The following is a 22,410-nucleotide window of genomic DNA, read 5'->3' on the forward strand; positions in this document are numbered from 1 at the left end:
AAAGATCGGCTAAGAGTACCCAAGCTTGGCAAACGATCCGGTCGGTCTCTCGGTGGGGGCGTCCTCTCATAGGCTTGAGGGGAGGGAGAGGGAGGCAGGTGTCCGACTCGAGTTGGCAGCGGGCCGTTCTGCGCGACCTCGGCGCGGCAGGCCGGGGACTCTCCGCCCCTATCCCCGAGCCGGACGATGTCCAGTCGGGGGCTCAACCGCGAACCGACCCGCCCCTTCCCTCTCCCGAGGTGAAGGAGCCGATTCGGCATGCGCCGCCTCCCGCCGCGCCCGTGGAGTCAGCGCCGCCGCCCGTCCAGCGTCCCCAAGCGCGGCCAGCCCCAGAGGTTCCCGCGCCGCCTGTGCGGCGGCCGGATCCGCCCCAGCCGCCGGAGCCTGCCGAGGGTATTCCTGACCTGGTGATCTCTATGGGGTCGCAGCAGGAGGTGGCGTCTGCTCCTGGTCCTGGTGTGGGGGCGCTGGGGGAGGAGTTGGGGCGGCAGCAGCATGGGGACCCGGTTTTGCGGCGGGTGGGCCGGGGGGTCCGCAAGGCTGTGGGGGGCTCCGGGGTCTCGGGGCAGCGGGGGCAGGACGAGATCGCCGAGCTGTTGCGGCGGCAGGTGCCCGGGTGCCGGCAGTTGGCGGTGGCCAGTGTGCGTGGGGGTGCCGGGAAGACGACGTTGACGGCGCTTGTGGCCGCTGAGCTGGCGCGGCAGCGGGGCGACCGGGTGCTGGCGATGGACGCCGACGCCGAGCTGGGGTCGCTGCCGTTGCGGTTGGGGGTTCCTTCGGAGCGGTCGCTGTTGGACCTGGTGGGACGGGTTCCCCGGTCGTTTGAGGAGGTCGCGCCCTATCTGACGCGGACGCCCGAGGGGTTGTGGGTGCTGCCCTCGGCTACCGGGGGGCGAATCGCGGAGGAGTTCACCCTCGGGACCTTCCAAGCTGCTCTGGGGGCCGTGGTCCGGTACTTCTCGGCCGCTGTGATCGATTGCAGCGCCGGGATACTGACCGAGTTGCATCAGGGGATTCTGGCGGGGGCGCACGGATTTGTGCTGGTGACGCCCGCCACGGTGGATGGGGCGCTCAGCGCTCGGGGCGCGCTGGAGTGGTTCGCGGGGAACAACCAGCAGGCCCTTCTTTCGCGGACGGTCGTCGCGATGATGGCGCGCGCCCCCCAGGTGGCGGCCGACCTTGACCAGGCTCAGGAGATGCTGAGTGCCTGGGGCATCCCAGTCGTCCAGGTCCCGTTCGACCGCCACCTGTCGACAGGCGGCGCGCTTGACCAGTCCAAACTCGCGGAATCGACCCGAATCGCAGTGAGCCGTGTGACCTACGAAGCCTTCGCCCGCTCACTCAACCCCGGCCGCTGACCGTTTGCCAGGCCCCTCACCATGCCTTCCGCTCGGAGCATTTCGGCGTATTCGGATCGGTAGCGGTAGGGCATCAACCTTCGCCAGGTTCGCTGAAGACGTCGCTCGTGCTGGTGGCTGTCGCGGCGTTTCCGAGCCAGGTCTCGAGCGTCTCTAGGTCCGTGCAGGCCAGGATGCGTTCCCGCTCCTCCGGGGGGACACAGATGTTGCGGCGCTTCAGAACCAGCAGAATTGCCTTCGCTTCTGCCTCGGCTTGTCCCTCGGCCCGTCCCTTGGCTTCGCCTTCGGCTCGGAGCATTTGGGCGAATTCGGACTGGTAGCGGTAGGTGCCGGTGTTCATCAGCCTTCTCCAGTGCGTTCGGGCGAGGGTGGCGCCGAGTCCCAACTCAGTGTATTCGGCGAAGTATCCGGCGGTGTGGAGGTCGATGGTGTTGAGGGCGGACGCCAGGACGTCGAGGATCTTGGGGGCTTCGGGGGAGTGGGCGTGGGTTAGGGCGGAGAAGACCGCGAACAGGACGTCCTCCGCTGCCAGTTCGATGTTGGTGATCGCGGGGACGTTGTCGGGGCCTAACGCGATTGGCCAGGTGGTCATGGTGGGGCGTTGGGCCAGGCCGACGTGGATGGGGCGGCGGGCCCAGCGGGCGGTGGAGGCTTCCCAGCAGACCACCAGCAGGGTGACCGGCATCTTGTAGCGGGCGTGCAGGTAGGCGACGTAGTAGCACCAGCTTGCTCGTTTGTCGTCGTCCTTCTTGCTTTGGGCCTCGACGGCGAGGATGTGGCTGCCGTCGGCGGAGTCGATTTGGAAGACGGTGTCGACTCGGCGTTCGATTGGCGACTGTTCGGTGAGGTCGGTGTCGATCACCGAGACGGCGGTCGGAACGGGTACGGAGAGGTCGAGCACTCGGCTGAGTGCTGTTCTAGGACGGCCTTAGGTGTTGCATTAGGGCTCGGTGGTGTTGCCAGCCTTCGGGGGAGCGGCCGTCGCCGAGGGTGAAGAGGGTCATGGGGCTGAACTGGGAGCCGACCTGGCGGGTGGGGATGTCGGGGGGGCCGGTTACGGTGCCGTTGACGGCCATGGCGAGGGGGCCGGGGGCGCCCGTCCAGCGGGGTTCGGTGGTGAGGTCGGCGCGGCCGGGGATGAGCTGGACGAACAGCGAGGCGATGGGCTGTTCGGATGCGAAGGCGCCGACGAGCTGGGGCAGGTACTTCAGGGGTGGTGGGTCCTGGGGGGCGAAGCCGACGTTGACGGTGGTGACCTCGGTGACGGCGGTGCCGAGGGCGGTGAACTCGCAGATCGCCTGGGCGGGGCGGGGGCCGTCTCCCAGGACGATGAGGCGGGCGGTGGAGCGGGCCCGGACGTGTTCGGTGAGGCGTTCGGGGTTCCAGGCGTTGGCGATCGGTTCGGCGGGGCTCCAGCCGAGGGGTGACTTGCCCGTGAGCAGGCGGAGGAGGCGCTCGACGGTGATGCTGACCTTGCCTTCGGCGTCGTGTCTGGTGCGGTAGACGAGGCTGAGCTGGGCGCCGATCGGGGCGGTGGGGCGGGTCACGAAGCCGGGCGCGTAGTCGCGGGCGTCGGGGACGGGGCCGAATTCGGCGCCCGTCCACATCAGTGGGCGTCCGGTGAGGCCCTCGTAGTAGGTGTCGTCGTTGTGGACGACCCAGCGGGCTCCGGCGTTGCGGAGGGGGAAGGAGAGTCGAGACCGGAGCGGGGTGACCACCTGGAGGGTGCGGCCGGTCTCGGCGCAGTCGGTGAGGGCCTGGTCCAGCCACGCGGTCAGCGCGACGACGGGACGGTCCTGCAGGACGACCATGGCACGGCCGGTCACTGCGTCTACGGTGCTCATCTCCCGCCGAGTCTACTGGGGGACGACTTTCCCGTGAGGGGAGTGGTAACTGTCCTTTGTGTGCTGAAATGTTACGGATGCAGCCAGTGGTGGAGCCCAGACGCACCGCGGCGCCGCCCTGGCCGGAAGAGCCGGAACGGGGGCGGCGCTGGCGTGTGCTGGGGTGGATCTCCGTGGTGCTCTCGGCGCTGCTGGTGATCGGCAGCGTCACCGCGTACGGGTTCTGGCGCAAGCTGGACGGCCAGATCGACCGGGAGAACGTCGATGGCAAGCTCGGTGACAAGCGTCCGGCCAAGCTCAACAACTCGATGAACATCCTGCTGATGGGGTCTGACACTCGGTCGGGCGAGAACGCGCGGTACGGGGCCGAGGAGGGGGAGCGTTCCGATACCACTGTGCTGCTGCATCTTTCGCCGGGCGGTGACCGGGCGATCGGGTTGAGTTTTCCGCGCGACTCGATGGTGCAGCGCCCCTCGTGCACGCGCAGAGACGGCAAGATCGAGCCCGGACGGCTGGAAATGATCAACGTCGCCTATGCGATCGGCGGTCCGTCCTGCACGTGGAAGACCATCGAGGCCATCACCAACATCCGCATCGACCACTATGTCGAGATCGACTTCTCGGGCTTCAAGCGGGTGGTGGACGCGCTGGGCGGGGTGGAGATCTGCGTGCCGAAGGCGGTCGACGACCCGCTGGCCGAGTTGAAGCTGCGCAAGGGGCGCCAGACCGTCCACGGCGAGCAGGCGCTCGGCTATGTGCGCACGCGCAAGGGCCTCGGGGACGGCTCCGACCTTTCGCGTATCAAGCGGCAGCAGGCGTTCATGGCCTCGGTCGCGCGCAAGGCGACTGACAAGGGGATGCTCGCCGACCCCGGCAAGGCGTTCTCCTTCCTGTCGGCCGTCACCAAGTCGATGAAGGCCGACAGCCGGCTGACGCTGTCGGCGATGCAGCGGCTGGCGGGCGGGATGCGCGAGATGAGCAGCGGCAAGATCCGGTTCGTGACCGTGCCCGTCCAGGGCTATCCGCAGGACAAGAACCGCGTGCAGATCAATCCGGTGGCGGCCGCGCCGCTGTTCGAGGCGATCCGCCGCGACAACACGCTGCCCAAGGCACCGCCGCCGCGTCCCGGCCCGGCGCGGCAGGTGGGCGCCAAGCCCGTCCCGCCCGCCCAGGTGCAGGTGGGGGTGTTCAACGCGACCTCGACCAGCGGGCTGGGCCAGCGGACCGCCGACCAGCTGACGGAGAAGGGGTTCAAGGTCGTCAAGGTCGGCACCAAGAAGGCCGCGGCCGGGGCCAGGACCCAGATCCTGTTCGGGCCGGGTGCCCAGCCGCAGGCCGCGGCACTGGCGGCGGTCCTGCCCGGGCATCCGCCGCAGCCGTGGGCCGCGGGCAAGCCCGGACTCGTCTATCTGATCATCGGCAAGGACGGGGCCGTGGTGCCGGGTGCGGCCAGGCCGGTGCCCAAGGTCGAGGGGGAGATACGCGCGGACAGGGACGTATGCGCGCAGACCTGACGGTTGGCCGGAGTAACGACCGGGTGAACAAGCCCGGCGATGAGGACCAATCGGTCACTGTCGGAAGTGGCGTCCAGGTATCTTGGCGGGCGCCCAACCATCCAGGGCACTAAAGCGTCACATATATGTCATAGGTAGCTTCCGCCCCCGGCCGTCCCCGCCGCGCCGCCCCCCGCCCCCCGAAATGGATCGAATGCCCCCCGAACCGTTCGCCCTCCTGATGACCGTCTACGGCGGTGATCGGGAGGACTATGTCCGGGCAGCCTTCCGCAGCGCGGTGCACGACCAGACGCTCCGCCCCGACCAGGTGGTGCTCGTCCAGGACGGCCCGGTCTCCCCCGAGGTGTCGCGCTGCCTGAACGAGCTGGTGGCGACCAGCCCCGTTCCCGTGTCGTTCGTGCGCATCGAGAACAACGGCGGGCTCGGCCCCGCCCTCGACGCCGGGCTCCAGGCCAGCCGCTACGACATCGTCGCCAGGATGGACGCCGACGACGTCGCGATGCCGCACCGCTTCCAGCTCCAGGTGCCGCTCGTCCAGGCGGGAGCCGACCTGGTCGGCGCGGGCCTGCTGGAGTTCGGCGCCGACACCGACGACATCGTGGGACGCCGCATCCCGCCCAGCGACCCGCTTGACATCGCGCGCTACTCGCGGCTGCACGACCCCTTCAACCACCCGACGGTGGTGTACCGGCGCAGCGCCGTGATCGCCGCCGGCGGCTATGGCGACCTCCCGCTGATGGAGGACTACTGGCTGTTCGCCCGCATGATCGCCAACGGCGCGCAGATGGCGAACGTGGCCGAGCCGCTGGTCTACTACCGGGTCGGCGCGGGCGCCTACGAGCGCCGCGGCGGCCGTGACCTGCTCCGTTCCGAGCTGCGGCTCCAGCGCGAGATGCTGCGCGAGGGCTTCATCTCCCGTCCCCAGTACTACCGGAACGTCACGGTCAGGGGCGGCTACCGGCTGGTGCCGACGATCATCCGGCGCCCGTTCTACCGGTGGGTCGTGGCGCCGTACGGCGCGCGCCGCAACCGCTCGCGCGACCGCCGCGCGGAGACCGCCACCGAGATCGTCTGGCCGACCCACCAGCCCGAGCCGGGCGCCCCGGCCCCGGCCTACGCCCCGCGCCACGCCAAACGCGGCAACAGCGGCGCCAACTGAGACCCGGTCGGGGCGCGATCGCCCCGACCGGCTCCTTTCACGAGACCGGACGCGACCACAGGACGGGCTGCTCGCCCTTCTGGTCGGCGTTGCGGCCGACGCCGATGACCGCGTCCTTGAACGGGGCCTGACCGGTGATCTCCTGGGTGCCGGGGCCGCCGAGGCCGGTGCCGGTGGGCAGGGCGCTCTGGAAGGCGTTGCCGTCGGCGGAGGTCCAGGTGACCACGTCGGTGCGGCCCGCGGCGCCCGCCGTGCCGGTGACCGAGAAGCCCTGCGGCGTTGCGGTGACGGACGAGACCTGGAGGTCCTTGGTGCCGTCCGGGACGGGGAGCTTGGTCTCTTTCCAGGTCTTGCCGCCGTCGGCCGAGACGTAGGCGAACACGGCCGGCCCGGCGCCGCTGGCGGCGTTGCCGGCGGCGACCAGCAGGTTGCCCTTGGCCGCGATCGCCCCGAGCCCGCCCTCGGCGAGCCCGGCGGGCAGGCCGAGCTGCTGGAGCGTCCACTGCCTGCCGTCCGGGGAGGTCCACACGGCGGGACGGGCCGCGGGCCCGGCGCCGACGGCCGGGTCGCGCAGGCCGCCGACGGCGACGAACCCGGACTGGGCCGCGGTGACGCCGCGCATCCAGCGGTTGGAGTTGGGCAGGGCCTCCAGGCTGCTCTTGCCCGCGCTCTTGCCCCGCTCCCACGACTTGAGGTCGGCGGAGAACCAGGTGGACGCCGACAGGCCGTCCTCGCCGACGATGACGTACCCGGCCGGCCCGGACGCGGCGGAGTAGGTGGCCAGCGTGGTGTTGCGGGCGGGCTCGAAGTGCTCGGACCCGTCGGCGGCCTGCCAGCTTCCGAGGTCGGCCGAGGTGACCACGTAGGGGCGGCGCGGCGCGACCTGGTCGGTTCCGACCGCGAGCCAGCCCGCCTTGCCGCCGGTGACGCTCAGCAGCTGCTGGGGGCCCGGACGGTTGAACGCCGTCGCGTCGCCCTGGCCGCGCGTCCAGGCGGCGCCGTCCTGCGACGACCACACGGCGCCGTTGCCGGACGCGCTGCCCACGGCGACGGCCTGGGTGCCCGTGGCGGCCACGGCGGTGACGGTGTGGTCGGGACGGACCGCGCCCGGGACCTTGCCCAGGTCGGCCAGGACCTGGGTGCCGCGCGCGTCCCACACCGACAGCAGCCCGTTGACGTCGCCGCCGGTGTCGGGGCCGTTGTCGTAGCCGACCAGTACGGTCTGGTCGGCGCTCAGCACGGTGCCCTGCGGCGTTCGGCCGGCCTGGACGGGCAGCGAGCCCGCGTCCTGCCAGGTCTTGGCGTCGGGGCTGCGCGAGATCAGGATGTCCTTGCCGCGCACCACGACGGCGGCGTAGCCCTTCTCGTCGGCGGCGGCCGAGGCGACGCGCTGGTACCCGGACGCCTGGAGGTTGCCCGCCTGCGTCCAGGACGCGCCGTCCTTGGAGGTGAAGGCCACGCCGGAGATCTGCTTGCCGCCCTTGACGTCGCGCATGGCCAGGAAGCCCGAGGGCCCACCGGCGATCATCAGGCCCACGGTGCCCTTGGGCGCGGGGACCTTGCTCTCGGCCCAGGTCTTGCCGCCGTCGTCGGACTTCCAGACCCGGCGTCCGGCCTGGCCCTTCTTGATCGTGTGCAGGCCCTCGAGCAGGAGGGTGTTCCCGCTGCCCGCGGCCTCAAGGAGGTTGACCGAGCCCTGCTTGATCGGCAGGCCGATCTGCTGCCCGGCGCGGCCCTCCCAGCGCTGCCCGTCGGAGGAGATCCAGACCGCGGGCTCGGCGTCGCTGAAGTCGCCCTTGCGGGTGTGCTCGCCGATGGCCAGGTATCCGGCGCCGGACGCGACCAGCCGCTTGACCCGGTCGGCCGGGCCGAAGGAGGTCACGTTGACGTCGGGCTGGCGCTTCCAGGTCTGGCCGTCGGGGCTGGTCCAGACCGCGCCGCCGCCGGGCCGGCCGCCGATCGCCAGCCAGCCCTTGGGCGAGGCCGTGACCAGGCGGGGGACCTCGCCGTCGCCGGGCTCGCCGCCGTCGGGGCCCTGCACGGCGGCGGGCTTGAAGCTGCGGCCGCCGTCGGTGGAGACCAGGAACTGCCCCCGGGACGAGCGGGCGTCGGCCTCGCCGCCGACCGTCACGACCGTGGAGCCGGCCGCCGCGACCCCGGTGAGCTGCTGGTTGCGTCCGTCGGCGGCCGAGGCCGGGTCGCGGGCGAACACCGTGCCGGCGAGCTTGGCCGTGGCGTCGGCCTTCTCGGGCTTGTCGTCGCCGCCGCCGAACACGACCAGACCGCCCGCCGCCACCAGGGCGACGGCCGCCACGGCGCCGACGACGATGAGGATCGGCTTGGCGTTGACCTTGGGCAGCTTGGGCCCGGACTTCTTGGGGGCCGTCCGCCACGGCTCGTCGATCTGGGGCGGGGGAGCCACCGGATGGTGGGCGGGCTGCTGCTGGTAGGCGTTCGGGGCGTGCGGCTGCGCGTCGGGGATCTCCTGGGCGTAGGGGAAGGGCTCGGGCCCCTGCCGGTCAGGGATCTGCTGCGCATACGGGAACGGCTCGGGAGACTGCGACTGCTGCTGCCCCGGGATCTCCTGCGCATACGGGAACGGCTCGGGGACCTGCCGCTCGGGGACCTGCTGCGCGTACGGGAAGGGCTCCGGCGCGGGCGGCGCCTGAGGTGTCGGCGCCGCGTACGGGACGTCCTGCGCATACGGGAACGGCTGCGGCGACGGCACCTCGGTCGTCTTCGGCGGTTCCTGGCCCGCGGCGCCGGGGCCGGGCGTCCGGTCGGCGGACGGGATGTCCTGCGCGTACGGGAACGGCGGCGGCGCGGGGTGCTCCAGGCTGGTGGCCGGGGCGTCGGTGATCGTGGCGTCGTCGCCGGGCGCCGGGAACTCCATGGCCGTGGTGTCGGCCACGGGCGGCTCGACATAGGTCTGGTCGGGGTCCGGTTCGGCGGCGGCCTGGGGCGACTCGATCAGCGTCGGCGGGGGCGCGGGCGGCTGCTGCGACTCCGCCAGGCGCTCCTCGATGGTCGCGGGGGCCTGCGGCGGCGCCTCGTCCGCCGGGGGGACGATCATCGTGTTCTCGGACTCGTCGGCGTCGCTCTCGTCGTTTCCGGCGCGCGGGGGGAGGAAGGCCGACAGGTCGGTGACCGTGGTGTTCGCCGACGGGCCCCGCTCGGGGCCGGGGTACTCCTCGGGCACCGGGGGCAGGGAGAACGCCTCGGGGTCGGCGGTCGTGCGCGGCTGGTCGTCGTCGATCCCGGGCCCCGCGCCGAAGTTCTGGGTGCGCAGCTTGCTGAGGTCGATGTCGCTGACGGTCTTGTTCGACTCGTCCTCGGGCTCGTCCTCCGGGAGCGGGGTGCCGAACGGGGGCAGCGGAGGCGGCTCCGGGAGCAGGTGGGCGCCCGGGGGGAGCTGCTCCTCCTCCAGCCACTCGGGCGGAGGCGGCGTCGCCGGGGTGTCGGAAGACTCGTCCCGGGGCTCTTCGTCCGGTGTTCTGGGTGGGGTCACGCCCGTCTTCTCCCGTGCTCGCGTGGGGTCATGTCAGCTGCGGGCCGAATGCGTCGCATCGGATCATATCGGCGCTGGTGAGGTGAGTCCGTCGCCTTCGCCCGGACGGCCCCCGGCCGCCGCCGCTCATTCGGCCTTGAGCTGCCCGCTCATCCACCGAAGGATCTGCGGGGTCAGCCGCTTGAACGTCCTGAGATTGTGCCCGCCCTCGGGCGGGAAGAGGGTGGCGACCCGGAGCGGGGGCTTGGCCAGGGCGACGAACCGCTGCGCCTGGTCGAACTCCGGCCCCTGCTCGGTCTGCGCCAGCATCAGCGAGACCGGGGGAGGGGGCCGGTGCTCCAGCCGCCAGATCAGGTCGTTGTCGTCGCGCAGCTGCTTGCTGCCGCCGTACAGGTCGCCGGTCGACCCGTCCTTGATCGAGCGCAGGTACCCGCCGAGGGACGCCCCGGCGGCGAACCGGTCCGAATGCATCATGGCCAGCTTGGCCGCGCAGTAGCCGCCGGTGGACTGGCCCATGACGCCCCAGCCCTGCAGCCCGGTGGCGACCCGGTAGGTGTTGCTGATGGCCCGGGGGACGTCCTGGCTGAAGAACGACTCGGCCTGGGGACCCGCCGGGACGTCGGTGCACTCGGTGTCGCGCGGCGGCGCCACCATCGAGCGGGTGATCACGTAGATCGTCGGCTGGATGCGCCCGGCCTTGAGATCGACGGTGACGTCCTTGAGCAGGCCCTGCCGCTTGATCATGCCCTGGGGGTCGCCGGGGAAGCCCGCCAGGACGAGCGTCACGGGGAACCGGGTGTTCTGGAACTTGGGCTGGAAGTACTGGGGCGGCAGGTAGACGAACGCCTTCACCTTCAGGCCCGTCCTGGGCCCGTGGATCATGACCTCGTCGAGCTGGCCGTCGCTGCCGACCGAGTGCAGGCCCGCCGCCCCGCCGAGCGGGGAGATCGTCCGGGCCAGCGGACGGGTCGCGGCGGGCCCCGTGGCGCCGCCGCCCTTGCCGTTCTTGACGGTGCCGTTCCCGCCGCCCGTGGTGCCGAGCAGGTCGTTCCAGCTGACGTAGAACAGGAAGTAGCCGTTCATCCCGGCCGCGATCGCGACCACGATCGCGACCTGGCAGGCCAGCAGCAGGCCCGTCCGGGCGGCGATGTCGCGCAGCCCGCGGCCGGCCACCTTGGGCAGCAGCCAGACCGTCACCCCGGTCGCCGAGAAGGCCAGAACGGTGAGCGCTCCGATGAGCCAACCGCTCGTCAACTGCACACCCAACACCTCTCGAAAGTCACGCCGCGACGGTTTACGGTTGGCTAGTTTGCCCTAGATCGTCTAAGAAGGTCGTTGCACACAGCACGACGAGGGAGGCCGCCGAGTGAGGGACCGGCCTCTCGCCGTCGTCGGCGCCGGAGCCCTGGTCACGGCCCTGGTCGCCGCGGTGATCGCGTTGCTCGGCAGCGGTGACGGCACCCCGGTGGTCCGTCCCCCGGTGGCCGCCGCGACGTCCGGCGCGCCCGCGCCGCCCGGCCCGCAGCAACGTCCGATGGACTCCGCCCCGTCCAAACAGGCCCCCGTTCTGGACAGCAATTTCCCGGACCCGGAGATCCTGAAGGTCGACGGCACCTACTACGGATACGCGACGAACGACGGGGGCAAGAACGTTCCCATCGCGACCGCGCCGAGGCCCGCCGGACCCTGGACGCGCACCGGCGCCGACGCCCTGCCCGCCCTGCCCGCCTGGGCCGAGCCCGGACGCACCTGGGCGCCCGACATCTCCCGCCGGGCCGACGGCACCTACGTGCTGTATTTCACAGCCGGACGCAAGGGGACGGCCGACCAGTGCGTCGGTGCGGCCTCCGCGCCGACCCCCACCGGCCCCTTCACCCCGGTTGCCACCCCGATGGTCTGCCGGGACGGCAAGGACACCATCGACCCGGCCGCCTTCGTCGACACCGACGGCACCCGGTACGTCCTGTTCAAGCAGGAGGGCAGCGGACGCCGCGACCCCGGCGGCCTGTTCGTCCAGCGCGCCGACGCGGACGGGCTGCGCCTCGAAGGCGCGCCCACCCGCATCCTGACCAGGGGAGCCGACGAGCCGACGCTCGTGGAGGCCCCGGCCCTGGTCAAGCAGGGCGGACGCTACGTCCTGTTCTACGCGGCGGGCGTCTTCTACCGCACCGACTACCAGACCAGGTACGCCACCGCCCCGGCGATCACCGGCCCGTACACCAAGGCGGGCGGGCCGCTGCTGTCCACCGACGGCTACGGCAAGGAGATCACGGGGCCGGGCGGCGCCGACGTCGTCCACGACGGGTCGGACGCCTACCTGGTCTTCCACGGCATCACCAAGTTCTCCGGCGGCGACGCGGTGCTGCGCGCCATGTACGTGGCGGAGCTGGGCTGGGCCAACGGCGCCCCGGTCGTCCGGGGGAGCCGGACGCGGTACGAGGCCGAGCGGGGCCGCGTGTTCGGCGCGCAGATCCGCAAGGGCGTCCCGGCGGCCTCGGGTGGGTCGGTCGTCGGCTATCTCGACAACGCCCAGTGCCTGGTCGACCTGGACGTCTTCGCCCCCGGCGCGGGCGACTACGTCCTCCGGGTCCGCTACGCCAACCGCGCCACCGGGCCCGCCGAGCACGCGCTGACCGTCAACGGCGGCGCGGCGCAGGCCGTCCGGTACCCGGCCGAGCCCAAGGACCAGTGGCGCGACTCCACGGTCGAGGTAAGCCTGCGCCCCGGGTGGAACGTCCTGCGCTTCTCCTACCAGTCAGGCCACGCCGAGTTCGACTACGCCGAACTCTCCTAGCGCCCGCTCACGGGGCTGTTGCCCCACCCCGCCGCAGCATCGCGCGCACACCTGGCCCCCGCTCGCCAGACACCCGCGCCCCTCGACTTCGCGGCGCGGGTTAGCGGCCCAGGTCGGCGGTGCGGCAGTTTGCGGCCGCGCAGGTCTTCAGGGCTCCCAGGAGGCCGGACAGGCGGGCGCGTTGGTCGGGCGGGAGTTGGGCCTGGGTGTTGCGTAGGTGCGCTGGATCTCGGGTGAGGTCGTAGTACTCGCGCTCGCCCGCGTCGTACTCCATGTAGAGCTCTCTGGCGGTACGGACCGCCATGTAGGACGGCGGGTTGCCCCACCCCCGGCCCGAGTAGTCGGGGTCGCTGGGGTTGCTGATCGGGCCCGCGTGCTCGATCAGCACCGACTGGCGCCAGTTGGGGACGGGCGCGCCGCGCAGGAAGGGCACCAGGGAGCGGCCGTCCACCCTCGGGTTCGGGGGGAGGCCGCCCAGTTCCTCGAACGTGGAGCGCAGGTCGGTGTTGGCGGTCAGCTCCGGCACCGTCCGCCCGGCGGGGACGCCCGGCCCGGTGACGATCAGCGGGACCCGCACGTCGACGTCGTAGGCGGTGCCCTTGCCCTCGACCAGCCGGTGCTGGCCCATGTGGAAGCCGTTGTCGGAGCCGAACACGATGTAGGTCTCGCGGTCGAGGCCGCGCTCGGCCAGGGCCTGCTGCACCCGTCCGATCAGCTCGTCGACCGACTGGAGCATCTGGACCCGGCCCCGGTACTTCTCGTCGATGGTCTTGATGCCGGGCTTGCGGATCTGGGGCCACGCCTGGAGCCAGCGGGGCTTGTCGCGGATGTCCTTCTCGTTGAAGGCGGGCCCGCGCGGCGCCTTCACGTTCTTGAACCCGTTGGCGTGCCGGGGCGCCGGGGTGAAGGGCGCGTGCGGCGCGAACGTGGAGATCTTCAGCAGGAACGGGCTCCCTGTGGTCGACCGGTTGACGAAGTCGACGGCCTTCCCGGCCAGGACGTCGGTCATGTAGTCGCCCGGCTTGGACCCGTACGGGACGGCACGCCCGTTCTCGCTCAGGACGTAGTTGTACTCCTGGTAGCCCAGGCTCGTCCCGTACCACTCCGTCCACCCGGGGGGCACGAATGCGGGCGTCCCCGCCTGCACCTGGGTCGGGTCGTAGCCGTTGAGGTACTTGCCCATCAGGGCCGTCCGGTAGCCGGACGCCTGCATCGCGGTGGCGAACGTGTCGCGCTCGCCGCCGTTGCCGTTGAAGCGCTGCCAGCCCCCGTTGGGCGGCTCGTTGGTCAGCACCTGCGTGTTGTGCGGCAGCCGTCCGGACAGGATCGTCGCGCGGGACGGGCAGCACAGCGTGTTGGTGGCGAAGAAGTTGGAGAAGGTGACGCCGCGCTCGCGCATCCTCGTCACGCGCGGCATGTAGCGGACCAGGTCCCAGCTCAGGTCGTCGGTGAGGATGAACACGATGTTGGGACGGGACGCCGGCTGGGAGGCGATGGGGTGCGCCTTCTTGGGCTTGGCGGGCTCACCGCCGCCACCGCACGCGGACGCGAGGAGGACGCAGGCCACCAGGGCCGCGCACCAGCGGAGCATCGTTGCCGGACGCATGCCGGGGTTCAGCGGACGGCCGAGGGCAGGGCGTCGGTGCCCTGCGCCTTCCGGCGGGCCTGGCGGTCCTCCTTCCACATGGCTCCCGCCTCCTCCACATCGCCGTCGAAGATCTTGCGTCCGGACCTCATCATGATCCCTCGATCGCACAGCCGCGTCAGCATCCGGATGTCGTGAGCCACGATCACCATGGTGCGGCCCTCGTCGCGCAGCTCGCGGATCCGCTCCAGGCACCGGTCGCGGAAGGGCGGGTCGCCGACGGCCAGCACCTCGTCGATCAGGAAGATGTCCGGCTCGGTGTGCGCGGCGATCGCGAAGGCCAGCCGCATGAACATGCCGGACGAGTAGAACTTCACCTGGTTGTCCAGGAAGCGCTCGACCCCGGAGAACTCCACGATCGTGTCGAACTTGCGCCGGATCTCGGCCTCCTCCATGCCGAGGATCGCGGCGTTGAGGAAGACGTTCTCGCGCCCGCTCAGCTCCGGGTGCAGCCCGGCGCCGACGTCGATCAGCCCGGCGACGCGGCCGCGCACCCGGACCGTCCCGGTGTCGGGGGACAGGACCCCGGACATCATCTTGAGCAGGGTGCTCTTGCCCGACCCGTTGACGCCCATCAGCGCCACGGTCTCGCCCCGGTGGACGGTCAGGCTGACGTCGTCGAGCGCGTTGAACGTCTCCGACAGGCTCTGCCGCCGCACCGCGCGGACGGTCATGTCCTTGATCGAGCGGGCGTGCCGGAGCGTGAAGCGCTTGGTCACGCCGTCGACGACGACCGAGGCCGTGGGCGCCACGCTCTGCGCGGGTGCGTCCATGTCACAGCTCCTGGGCGAATCGCTTCTGCAGCCGGGCGAACGTCCACTGTCCCGCGAGGAACACCGCCACGGCGAATCCGAGCGCCGCCACCGTGTGGGCGCCCAGCGACGGGACGGGCGGCAGGCCGGTCTCCACGCCCGGCGCCCAGAACGCCCGCTGGAACAGCGAGACGGCGCTGACCAGCGGGTTGGCCAGGTAGGTCTGGAGCGCCCACTCCGGCAGATGCTCGCGGACATGCGTCCACGGGTAGATCATCGGCACCGACCAGGTCACGACGATCATGGTGATGTCGACGACCTGCTCGGTGTCGTGGAAGAAGACGTTCACCGCCGCGCACAGCAGGCCGAGCCCCATGCCCAGCAGGACGACGATCGCCAGCCCCACCACGGCCCCGGCCATCCCCGACAGGGTCGGACGCCACCCGTAAGAGACCGACCCCACGAGCAGGATCGCCATGCCCGGCAGGAAGTGCACCAGCGACACCAGCAGCGACGCCGTGGGGAACAGCTCCCTGGGCAGGTACACCTTCCTGACCAGCGGCGAGTTGCCCAGGATCGACCGCGTCGCCGACTGGAGGGTCTCGGTGAACAGGTTGACCAGCACCATCGCCGAGAACAGGTAGACCGGGAAGTTCTCGATCACCCGGTCCATGCCCATGAAGACGCCGACCACGAAGAAGTAGACGGCGAAGTACACCGCCGGGCGCACGTACGACCAGCCGAGGCCCAGCAGCGACCCCTTGTAGCGGGCCTTGAGCTCCCGCCGGACCAGGAGCCTGAGCAGGTACCGCTTGCGCAGCACCTCCCCGAGGCCCCCGCTCCCGGCGGGATCCCGGAGCGCCGCCGTGCTCTCCACGGTCAAGGCTTGCGGTGCGAGGCGTCGAAGGTGCCGCGCCACTTCTCGGGAGAGGTCAGCTCGTCCATGGCGGCCTTGTACTCCTCGGCCAGGCGCGGCCACTCCTTGTAGAGACGCCCGTGCAGGGCGCTGGTGCGCTGCATGAGCGAGCGGAAGCGGCGGGGGTCGCGCCGGTACCAGGCGGCGCCGGTGCCGTCCGCCGCCGACACCAGGGCGCTGTCGAACTGCGACAGCTTCCACCAGCGCAGGTCGATGTGCGGCACCAGGGCCTGCGGGTGGCGCGCGGCCGACGACTCCACCGGCCGCAGCTGCTTGAGCCCGCCGAACACCGCCGCCCGGATCATGCCCTTGCGGCTCTTGGGCGCCGCCGCCTCCTTGCCCTTGCGGGGCGGCTTGTCGCGGCGGATCGCCGGGAAGTCCTCCAGGTCCTCCTGGTACTTGGCGTCCGGGAACTGCTTCCTGAACTCCCGGATCTCGCCCATCTTGGTGACGATCGAGGTGTGCATGTGGGACGGCCCGCGCAGCACGTCCTCGATCGCCATCAGCATCAGCTCGGCGGCCGAGTACTGCATGGCCAGCGCGTGCTTGATGGAGACGAACAGGCTCTCCTTGAGCAGGTTGCCGCCCCGGTCATACGGGGAGTGGACCAGCGCGGAGACCAGCCGGTTGCGCTCGTGGAAGTACGCCTGCCAGTCGATGGTGTCGTCCTTGTCGTGCCACGGCACGTGCCACACGGCCGTACCGGGCAGCGACACGGTCGGGTACCCGGCGGCGCGCGCGCGGACGCCGTATTCGGCGTCGTCCCACTTGATGAACATCGGCATCGACAGGCCGATGTCCTTGATGACGCTGGTGGGGATCAGGCTCATCCACCAGCCGTTGTAGTCGACGTCGATGCGGCGGTGGAGCCAGTTGGTCTCGCGCATCCGGTGGTAGGAGAAGTCGTGCCCGTGGAAGGTGTGCGGCGCCGGGCCCCAGAACCACCGGTACGGGGCCAGGGTCTCGCCGTAGGCGTGCAGCACCGACCGGTCGTACAGGCTGAACATGTGCCCGCCGACGATGGTCGGCTTGCGGGTCAGGTCGCCGAACGTGACCGCGCGCAGGATGCCCTCGGGCTCGGTGACCACGTCGTCGTCCAGCAGCAGGACGTAGTCGCTGGCCCCCGCCTTGACGGTCTCGTCCATGGCGCGGGCGAAGCCGCCCGAGCCGCCCAGGTTGCCCTGGTCGATGACCCGGAGCCGGCCCTCCAGGGCCTTGGCGGCGTCGGCGAAGTCGGGGTGGTCCTCGACCCGCTGGGTGCCCTGGTCGACCACGAAGATCTCGTCGATGACCTCCAGCACGTCGGTGGCCTTGGCCAGCGCGACCAGCTGCTGGACGCAGAAGTCCGGCCGGTTGAAGGTCGTGATGCCGATGCTGGTGCGGCCCTGCGGCGCGTCGGTCTCGGCGCACCACTCGGCTTCTTCGAGCACGGCGGCGTTCTCGCCCGCCACCAGTTCGAACCAGTACCAGCCGCCGTCCACGAACGGCTTGAGCGGGAGGGTGAACAGCTTCTCCTCGACCGCGTCGTGCGCGTGGACCTCGACCGACTCCAGGCGCTGCGAGTGCCCCTTGGAGTTGGACCGGTAGACGATGATCTTGAGGTCGCCGCGGACGCGGACGCGCAGCACGACCTCCTCCAGCCGCGTCCAGCGCCGCCAGTAGCTCGCGGGGAACGCGTTGAAGTAGGTCAGGAACGAGGCGCGGCGCCCGGCCGGGACGACCACCCGGCGCCGGTCGTCCGAGACGTCCTCGTCGTCGCCGAGGTTGGAGCCGTCCCAGTACTCCGCCGATTGGTAGTCCGACGGCGGCGGGGGCGGCGGTGCCGGTGCGGGCTCGGCGCCGCCCTCGGCCGCCGCCGGCTCGGCGGCGGCCGTCCGGACGATGTTGCCCTCGATGTAGAGCTTGAGGATGTCCTGGTCGCGGTCGACCGGCATCACGACCCGGTGCAGGACCCGCAGGACCTTCGGCGCGCCGTCGTCGGCGTCCGCCGCGGCTTCTGCCTCGGGCTCGGCGTCGTCCAGGTCGGGGGACAGCTCACCCAGGGAACCGGCGTCCTCGGCGGGGTCCTGGCCGGGGGTGACGCCGTCCAGGGCCGTCATGGCCTCGCCCAGGGCGGCCTGGTCGAGGGCCTCGTCCAGGGTGGTCTGGTCTACGACGGGCGTGCCGTCGGCGGGGGTGTCCCCCGTCACGTGCTCGGTCATTCGTCCGTCCCTCCGCTGACGAGCTCGGCCCCATCGGCGAAATGGGGCCGCAGCCGGTTGTCGACCATGTTCAGGGCGCTGGCGATGGCCATGTGCATGTCGAGGTACTTGTAGGTGCCCAGGCGCCCGCCGAACAGGACGCCGCTCTCCCGCTTGGCCAGCTCGCGGTAGGCCAGCAGGCGCTCGCGGTCGTCGGCCGTGTTGATCGGGTAGTAGGGCTCGTCGCCGCGGACGGCGGCGCGCGAGTACTCCCTCATGATCACAGTTTTGTCGGCCGGGTGGTGCGTCCGCTCGGGGTGGAAATGGCGGAACTCGTGGATGCGCGTGTAGGGGACGTCCTCGTCGGCGTAGTTCATGACGGGCGTGCCCTGGAAGTCGCCGGTCGGCAGGACCTCCATCTCGAAGTCCAGCGTCCGCCAGCCCAGTTCCCCCTCGGCGAACCCGAAATAGGCGTCCAGGGGGCCGGTGTAGACGACCGGGACGTTGCCGACGACGTCGTCGCGCAGGTCGAAGAAGTCGGTGTTCAGCCGCACCTCGATGTTGGGGTGGTCGGCCATCCGCTCCAGCCAGGCGGTGTAGCCGTCGACCGGGAGGCCCTCGTGGGTGTCGTTGAAGTACCGGTTGTCGAAGGTGTACCGCACCGGGAGCCGGGTGATGATCTCCGCGGGCAGGTCGCGCGGGTCGGTCTGCCACTGCTTGGCCGTGTACCCCCGGATGAACGCCTCGTAGAGGGGGCGCCCGATCAGCGAGATCGCCTTCTCCTCCAGGTTGGCCGGGTCGGTGACCTCCGCCGCCTGCTCGGCGACCAGCGCCCTGGCCTCGTCCGGGGTGAACGACCGCTCGAAGTAGGAGCAGAGGGTGCCCAGGTTGATCGGCATCGCGTGGACCCGGCCCTTGAAGGTCGTGAACACCCGGTGCTGGTAGCCCGTGAACGCCGTGAAGCGGTTCGCGTACTCCCACACCCGCTCGTTGGAGGTGTGGAAGAGGTGGGCGCCGTAGCGGTGGATCTCGATGCCGGTCTCCGGCTCCGGCTCGCTGTAGGCGTTCCCTCCGATGTGGTCGCGGCGGTCGAGCACCAGGACCCGCAGGCCCAGCTCGTTCGCGCAGCGTTCGGCCACGGTGAGGCCGAAGAAACCGGATCCTGCCACTACAAGGTCAACGTTCACGAAGTTCCCCGGGGACGACGGCCGCCTGGCCCGTTCTCGCCCCTCGGTAACCTATGTGACCTGGGGCGAACGCGGCTGATGCCAAGAACGGGACTTATAGGGCAAGTGCGCAGCTAAGATACCCGCTGGCCGAGGCTCGCGCGGGCCGTTCCGCGGCAAGGTGATCGTAATTTGGGTGGTGATCGGTGAGGCCCGTCGTCTACCTGCACGTGGGCGCGCCAAAAAGCGGCACCACGTATCTGCAGAACGTGATGTGGCACACACGCCGTGAGCTGCGTGACCAGGGCCTGCTGTACCCCGGGGACGACCCGGCCGACCATGTGTGGGCGGCCTTCGACCTGCGCGAGGCCTTCTTCGACGGCCTGCGCGACCCCGTCACCATCGGGGCCTGGCGGCGCCTGGTCGAGGAGATCCGCGACTGGGACGGCCGGGCCGCGCTGATCTCGCAGGAACTGCTCGCCCCCGCCTTCCCCGACCATGTCGAGCGGGCGATGCGCGACCTCGACTTCGCCGAGGTCCACCTCGTCTACACCGCCCGCGACCTGGCCCGGCAGATCCCCGCGCACTGGCAGGAGGACGTCAAGAACCGCTCGGTCATGACGTTCGCCGAGTTCATCTCCGGGCTCCGCTTCCCCGACGACCCCGCGCTGCCCAACTGGATCGGCGAGTTCTGGCGCATGCAGGACGCCCCCGCCGTCCTGAAGCGCTGGGCCCGCGGCGTCCCGCCCGAACGGGTGCACGTGGTCACGCTGCCCCCTCCCGGCGCCCCGAACGGCCTGCTGCTCGAACGCTTCTGCCGGGTGCTCGGCGTCGACCCCGGACGCTGCGACACCACCCACGTGTTCGCGAACCCGTCGCTGGGCGTGGCCGAGACCGAGCTGATCCGCCGCGTCAACCTCGCCACCCGCCAGAGCATCGACTGGCCGGTGCACGACGTCCATGTGAAGCACGGGCTGGCCCAGAGCGTCCTCACCGGACGCACCGGCACCCGCATCCGGCTGCCGGAGGAGTACCACCCCTGGGTGCTCGAACGCTCCCAGGAAATGGTAGAGGCCCTCGGCACCGCCCGGTTCGACGTCACCGGCGACCTCGGCGACCTGCTGCCCGGGCCGTCCAACCCGGCGCTGGCCGGTGACCCCGGCCGCGCCTCGGAAGAGGACGTCCTGGACGCCGCGCTCGACGCCATCGCCGCACTCCTGCGGACGAGCGCCGACGAGTCCGAAAGCACCGTGCGCGCCAGCCCGCAGGCCCTCATCGACCAGGCGGCCCGGATGAACCGGGACGCCGCCCATCTGGTGGCCGTGTCGGCCCCGCCGCTCAAAGAGGCGGTCCGCCACCTCAGCGAGCGCCACCCCCTCGTCATGCGCGCCCGAGAAGCGTATTGGCGCTACACCGAATCACGACGCCAGGAGAACCGGTAGTGAGCCAGGCCAAGCAGATCTTCCTGCACATAGGCGCGCCGCTGATCGGCGCCGGGCCGCTCCAAGCCGCGCTGTGGAACAGCGCCCCGGCCCTCGCGGCCAACGGCGTCTGCTACCCGCTCGAACACCCCCACCAGCACTTCGAAGCCACCATGGACCTCCGCGAGATGGCGTGGGGAGGCCGCCGCGACCCCGCCTGGGACGGAGTGTGGGACGCCGTCGCCCGGCGCGTCCGCGAGTGGGACGGGCACCGCGTCGTCCTGTCCAACGAGCTTCTGGGCGGTGCCACCAGGGCCCAGGCCCAGCGCGCGATCGACTCGCTGCGGCCCGGCGACGTGCATCTGGTCTTCACCGCCCGCGACCTGGCCCGCCAGCTCGCCGCCGACTGGCAGGAGCACGTCAAGCACGAGCACACCGTCACCTTCGACCAGTTCGCCGACGACCTGGTCACCAAGGGCATCGACGCGCCCGCCCCGTTCGGTGAGATGTTCTGGGGGCTGCACGACCCCGTCCGCGTCCTGGACGCGTGGGGCGCGACGCTCCCGCCCGAGAACATCCACGTGATCACCGCGCCCCAGGGCGAGACCGGCGGCGCCGGGCTCTGGGGCCGCTTCGCCGAGCTGTCCGGCATCGCCCCCGAGTGGTGCGACCTGGCGTCGGTCCAGCAGGAGAAGGCGCTCGGGCTGGCCGAGGCCGAGCTCGTCCGGCTCATCAACCAGCGCGTCGGCCGGGGCGGCCTGGGCGGCGACTACGAGCCCCTGGTCCGCGGCCATGTCGCCAACCGTGTCCTGGCGGCCCGCGAGGAGCGGGTGGAGATCGTCCTGCCGGTCCGCCACCACGCCTGGGTGAAGTCCCGATCGGCCGAGCTGATCGAGGGGCTGCGGGCCGGTGGCTACGACATCGTCGGGGATCTGGACGAGCTCGTCCCGGTCTTCGAGACGTCCGTCCCAGCCGAGCCGCTCGACCCCGCCGCCCTGACCACGGCCGCCGTCGAGGTCGTCGAGGCGCTGCTGCGCGACCTGGCCAAGGCCCGCGAACGCACCCAGATGGCGACGCTCAACCACGAGCTCACCCAGGTCCGCGAGCAGCTCGCCCGCATCAGCGCGGTCGCGCCCGCCCGGCCGTCCCCCCTGCGCCGCGCCGCCGGACGCCTGCGCGGCGGCCCCCGTGACTGACCCTCGGGTGATCGCGGTCGTCGTCACCTACAACCGCCGCGACCTCCTCACCGAGGCCCTGGACGCCCTGCGCGCCCAGACCCGCCCCCTCGACGCCGTGATCGTCGTCGACAACGCCTCCACCGACGGCACCCCGGCCCTGCTCGAAGAGCACTACGGCGAGGTCGACCTGGTCGAGCTCGCGCACAACACCGGCGGCGCCGGAGGCTTCGCGGCGGGCCTGGCCAGCGCCCTCGACGCGAAACCCGACCTGATCTGGCTGATGGACGACGACACCGTCCCCGAACCGGACGCCCTGGCCCGGCTCCTGGACGCGCACGCCACGACGTCGGCCACCCTGGTGGCCAGCCGGGTCGTCTGGACCGACGGCCGCGACCACCCCATGAACACCCCGCGCCAGAAGCCGCGGGCCACCAAGGCCGAACTGGCGAGGGCGGCCGAGGCGGGCTGCGTCCCCATCCGCTCGGCCTCGTTCGTGTCGATCCTGATCGAGGCCCGAGCGGTCGAGGAACGCGGCCTTCCGATAGCCGACTACTTCCTCTGGAACGACGACTTCGAGTTCACCACCCGCCTCCTGCGCGGCCGCCTGGGCGTGCTGTGCCCGTCCAGCCGCGTCGTCCACAAGACCAAGACCTTCGGCTCCACCGACGCCGACCCGGGCGAGCGCTTCTACTACGAGGTCCGCAACAAGGTCTGGCTCTTCACCCGCAGCAAGGGCCTGAGCCCGGCCGAACGCGTCCTCTACAGCGGTTCCACCGCCCGCCGCTGGGCCCGCACGTTCGCCCGCTCCCAAGACCGCGCCACTCTCCGCAAGGGCCTGCGCAAGGGCCTCAGCGAGGCCCTGAGACACCCTCCCCGCCCCAACGAGGACGTCCTCCCGCCCCAGTGACCCAACGGGCAGCGGGCCGAGGGAGAGTTCCCCCGGCCCGCTGGATCCCAGGCGCGACCCCGCCCTCA

At 71.3% G+C, this 22,410-nt stretch carries 16 protein-coding genes; 7 read left to right on the plus strand and 9 right to left on the minus strand.

The window, feature by feature from the left end; genetic code table 11:
- The first annotated feature begins 416 nt into the window (after positions 1-416).
- Positions 417-1,358 carry a MinD/ParA family ATP-binding protein gene (locus ACQPY4_RS04465; RefSeq protein ID WP_433332686.1) on the plus strand — a complete coding sequence of 314 codons (942 nt, stop codon included), beginning with the start codon at positions 417-419 and terminating at the stop codon, positions 1,356-1,358.
- 73 nt (positions 1,359-1,431) lie between these two features.
- Here ACQPY4_RS04465 and ACQPY4_RS04470 read toward each other — a convergent pair whose 3' ends face one another.
- On the minus strand, positions 1,432-2,259 hold the full coding sequence (locus tag ACQPY4_RS04470) for a hypothetical protein (protein WP_433332688.1): 828 nt from the start codon (positions 2,257-2,259) through the stop codon (positions 1,432-1,434).
- A gap of 16 nt (positions 2,260-2,275) precedes the next feature.
- Positions 2,276-3,202 carry a DUF6177 family protein gene (locus tag ACQPY4_RS04475; RefSeq protein ID WP_433332690.1) on the minus strand — a complete coding sequence of 309 codons (927 nt, stop codon included), beginning with the start codon at positions 3,200-3,202 and terminating at the stop codon, positions 2,276-2,278.
- A gap of 77 nt (positions 3,203-3,279) precedes the next feature.
- Between ACQPY4_RS04475 and ACQPY4_RS04480 the strand changes: the two genes are divergently transcribed.
- Both ACQPY4_RS04480 and ACQPY4_RS04485 read left to right on the plus strand, forming a co-directional pair.
- A complete protein-coding gene (locus ACQPY4_RS04480) occupies positions 3,280-4,716 on the plus strand; it encodes an LCP family protein (protein ID WP_433332692.1) in 1,437 nt (478 codons plus the stop codon).
- Positions 4,717-4,909: 193 nt separating this feature from the next.
- On the plus strand, positions 4,910-5,875 hold the full coding sequence (locus tag ACQPY4_RS04485) for a glycosyltransferase (protein ID WP_433332694.1): 966 nt from the start codon (positions 4,910-4,912) through the stop codon (positions 5,873-5,875).
- A 37-nt stretch (positions 5,876-5,912) separates the two neighbouring features.
- Here ACQPY4_RS04485 and ACQPY4_RS04490 read toward each other — a convergent pair whose 3' ends face one another.
- Together ACQPY4_RS04490 and ACQPY4_RS04495 are read right to left on the minus strand one after the other, a co-directional pair.
- Positions 5,913-9,383: a hypothetical protein gene (locus tag ACQPY4_RS04490; RefSeq protein WP_433332696.1), complete on the minus strand. Its 3,471-nt coding sequence runs from the start codon at positions 9,381-9,383 to the stop codon at positions 5,913-5,915.
- 126 nt (positions 9,384-9,509) lie between these two features.
- Positions 9,510-10,643, minus strand: coding sequence for an alpha/beta hydrolase-fold protein (locus ACQPY4_RS04495; protein ID WP_433332698.1), 1,134 nt, complete (start codon positions 10,641-10,643; stop codon positions 9,510-9,512).
- A gap of 106 nt (positions 10,644-10,749) precedes the next feature.
- Between ACQPY4_RS04495 and ACQPY4_RS04500 the strand changes: the two genes are divergently transcribed.
- A complete protein-coding gene (locus ACQPY4_RS04500) occupies positions 10,750-12,177 on the plus strand; it encodes a family 43 glycosylhydrolase (RefSeq protein WP_433332700.1) in 1,428 nt (475 codons plus the stop codon).
- Positions 12,178-12,277: 100 nt separating this feature from the next.
- On the opposite strand, the gene ACQPY4_RS04505 is transcribed toward ACQPY4_RS04500, so the two are convergent.
- Genes ACQPY4_RS04505 through glf form a run of 5 tightly spaced genes read right to left on the minus strand, consistent with a single transcriptional unit; the run spans position 12,278 to position 18,839 of the window.
- Positions 12,278-13,783 (minus strand): sulfatase family protein, encoded by a 1,506-nt coding sequence (locus ACQPY4_RS04505; RefSeq protein WP_433332702.1) that lies wholly within the window; start codon positions 13,781-13,783, stop codon positions 12,278-12,280.
- A gap of 8 nt (positions 13,784-13,791) precedes the next feature.
- Positions 13,792-14,595 (minus strand): ABC transporter ATP-binding protein, encoded by an 804-nt coding sequence (locus tag ACQPY4_RS04510; RefSeq protein ID WP_433332704.1) that lies wholly within the window; start codon positions 14,593-14,595, stop codon positions 13,792-13,794.
- A gap of 1 nt (position 14,596) precedes the next feature.
- Positions 14,597-15,451, minus strand: coding sequence for an ABC transporter permease (locus ACQPY4_RS04515; RefSeq protein WP_433332706.1), 855 nt, complete (start codon positions 15,449-15,451; stop codon positions 14,597-14,599).
- A 2-nt stretch (positions 15,452-15,453) separates the two neighbouring features.
- Positions 15,454-17,691, minus strand: a complete 2,238-nt coding sequence (locus tag ACQPY4_RS04520) for a glycosyltransferase (protein WP_433332708.1) — start codon at positions 17,689-17,691, stop codon at positions 15,454-15,456.
- A complete protein-coding gene (gene glf / locus ACQPY4_RS04525; protein ID WP_433332710.1) occupies positions 17,688-18,839 on the minus strand; it encodes a UDP-galactopyranose mutase in 1,152 nt (383 codons plus the stop codon). Before glf ends, ACQPY4_RS04520 begins: the two co-directional genes overlap by 4 nt.
- Before the next feature lie 203 nt (positions 18,840-19,042).
- On the opposite strand from glf, the gene ACQPY4_RS04530 reads away from it, so the two are divergent.
- Genes ACQPY4_RS04530 through ACQPY4_RS04540 form a run of 3 tightly spaced genes read left to right on the plus strand, consistent with a single transcriptional unit; the run spans position 19,043 to position 22,342 of the window.
- Positions 19,043-20,278, plus strand: coding sequence for a hypothetical protein (locus ACQPY4_RS04530; protein ID WP_433332712.1), 1,236 nt, complete (start codon positions 19,043-19,045; stop codon positions 20,276-20,278).
- Positions 20,278-21,453: a hypothetical protein gene (locus tag ACQPY4_RS04535; RefSeq protein ID WP_433332714.1), complete on the plus strand. Its 1,176-nt coding sequence runs from the start codon at positions 20,278-20,280 to the stop codon at positions 21,451-21,453. The genes ACQPY4_RS04530 and ACQPY4_RS04535 overlap by 1 nt, the downstream gene beginning before the upstream one ends.
- A complete protein-coding gene (locus ACQPY4_RS04540) occupies positions 21,446-22,342 on the plus strand; it encodes a glycosyltransferase (RefSeq protein ID WP_433332716.1) in 897 nt (298 codons plus the stop codon). The genes ACQPY4_RS04535 and ACQPY4_RS04540 overlap by 8 nt, the downstream gene beginning before the upstream one ends.
- Positions 22,343-22,410: the final 68 nt, after the last annotated feature.

The sequence above is a fragment of the Spirillospora sp. CA-294931 genome (assembly GCF_050946795.1).
GTDB lineage: Bacteria > Actinomycetota > Actinomycetes > Streptosporangiales > Streptosporangiaceae > Spirillospora.

Coding starts and splice junctions, on each gene's coding strand:
- ACQPY4_RS04465 (WP_433332686.1), top strand. CDS start 417: ATGGGGTCGCAGCAGGAGGTGGCGTCTGCTCCTGGTCCTGGTGTGGGG.
- ACQPY4_RS04475 (WP_433332690.1), bottom strand. CDS start 3,202: ATGAGCACCGTAGACGCAGTGACCGGCCGTGCCATGGTCGTCCTGCAG.
- ACQPY4_RS04480 (WP_433332692.1), top strand. CDS start 3,280: ATGCAGCCAGTGGTGGAGCCCAGACGCACCGCGGCGCCGCCCTGGCCG.
- ACQPY4_RS04485 (WP_433332694.1), top strand. CDS start 4,910: ATGCCCCCCGAACCGTTCGCCCTCCTGATGACCGTCTACGGCGGTGAT.
- ACQPY4_RS04505 (WP_433332702.1), bottom strand. CDS start 13,783: ATGCGTCCGGCAACGATGCTCCGCTGGTGCGCGGCCCTGGTGGCCTGC.
- ACQPY4_RS04510 (WP_433332704.1), bottom strand. CDS start 14,595: ATGGACGCACCCGCGCAGAGCGTGGCGCCCACGGCCTCGGTCGTCGTC.
- ACQPY4_RS04520 (WP_433332708.1), bottom strand. CDS start 17,691: ATGACCGAGCACGTGACGGGGGACACCCCCGCCGACGGCACGCCCGTC.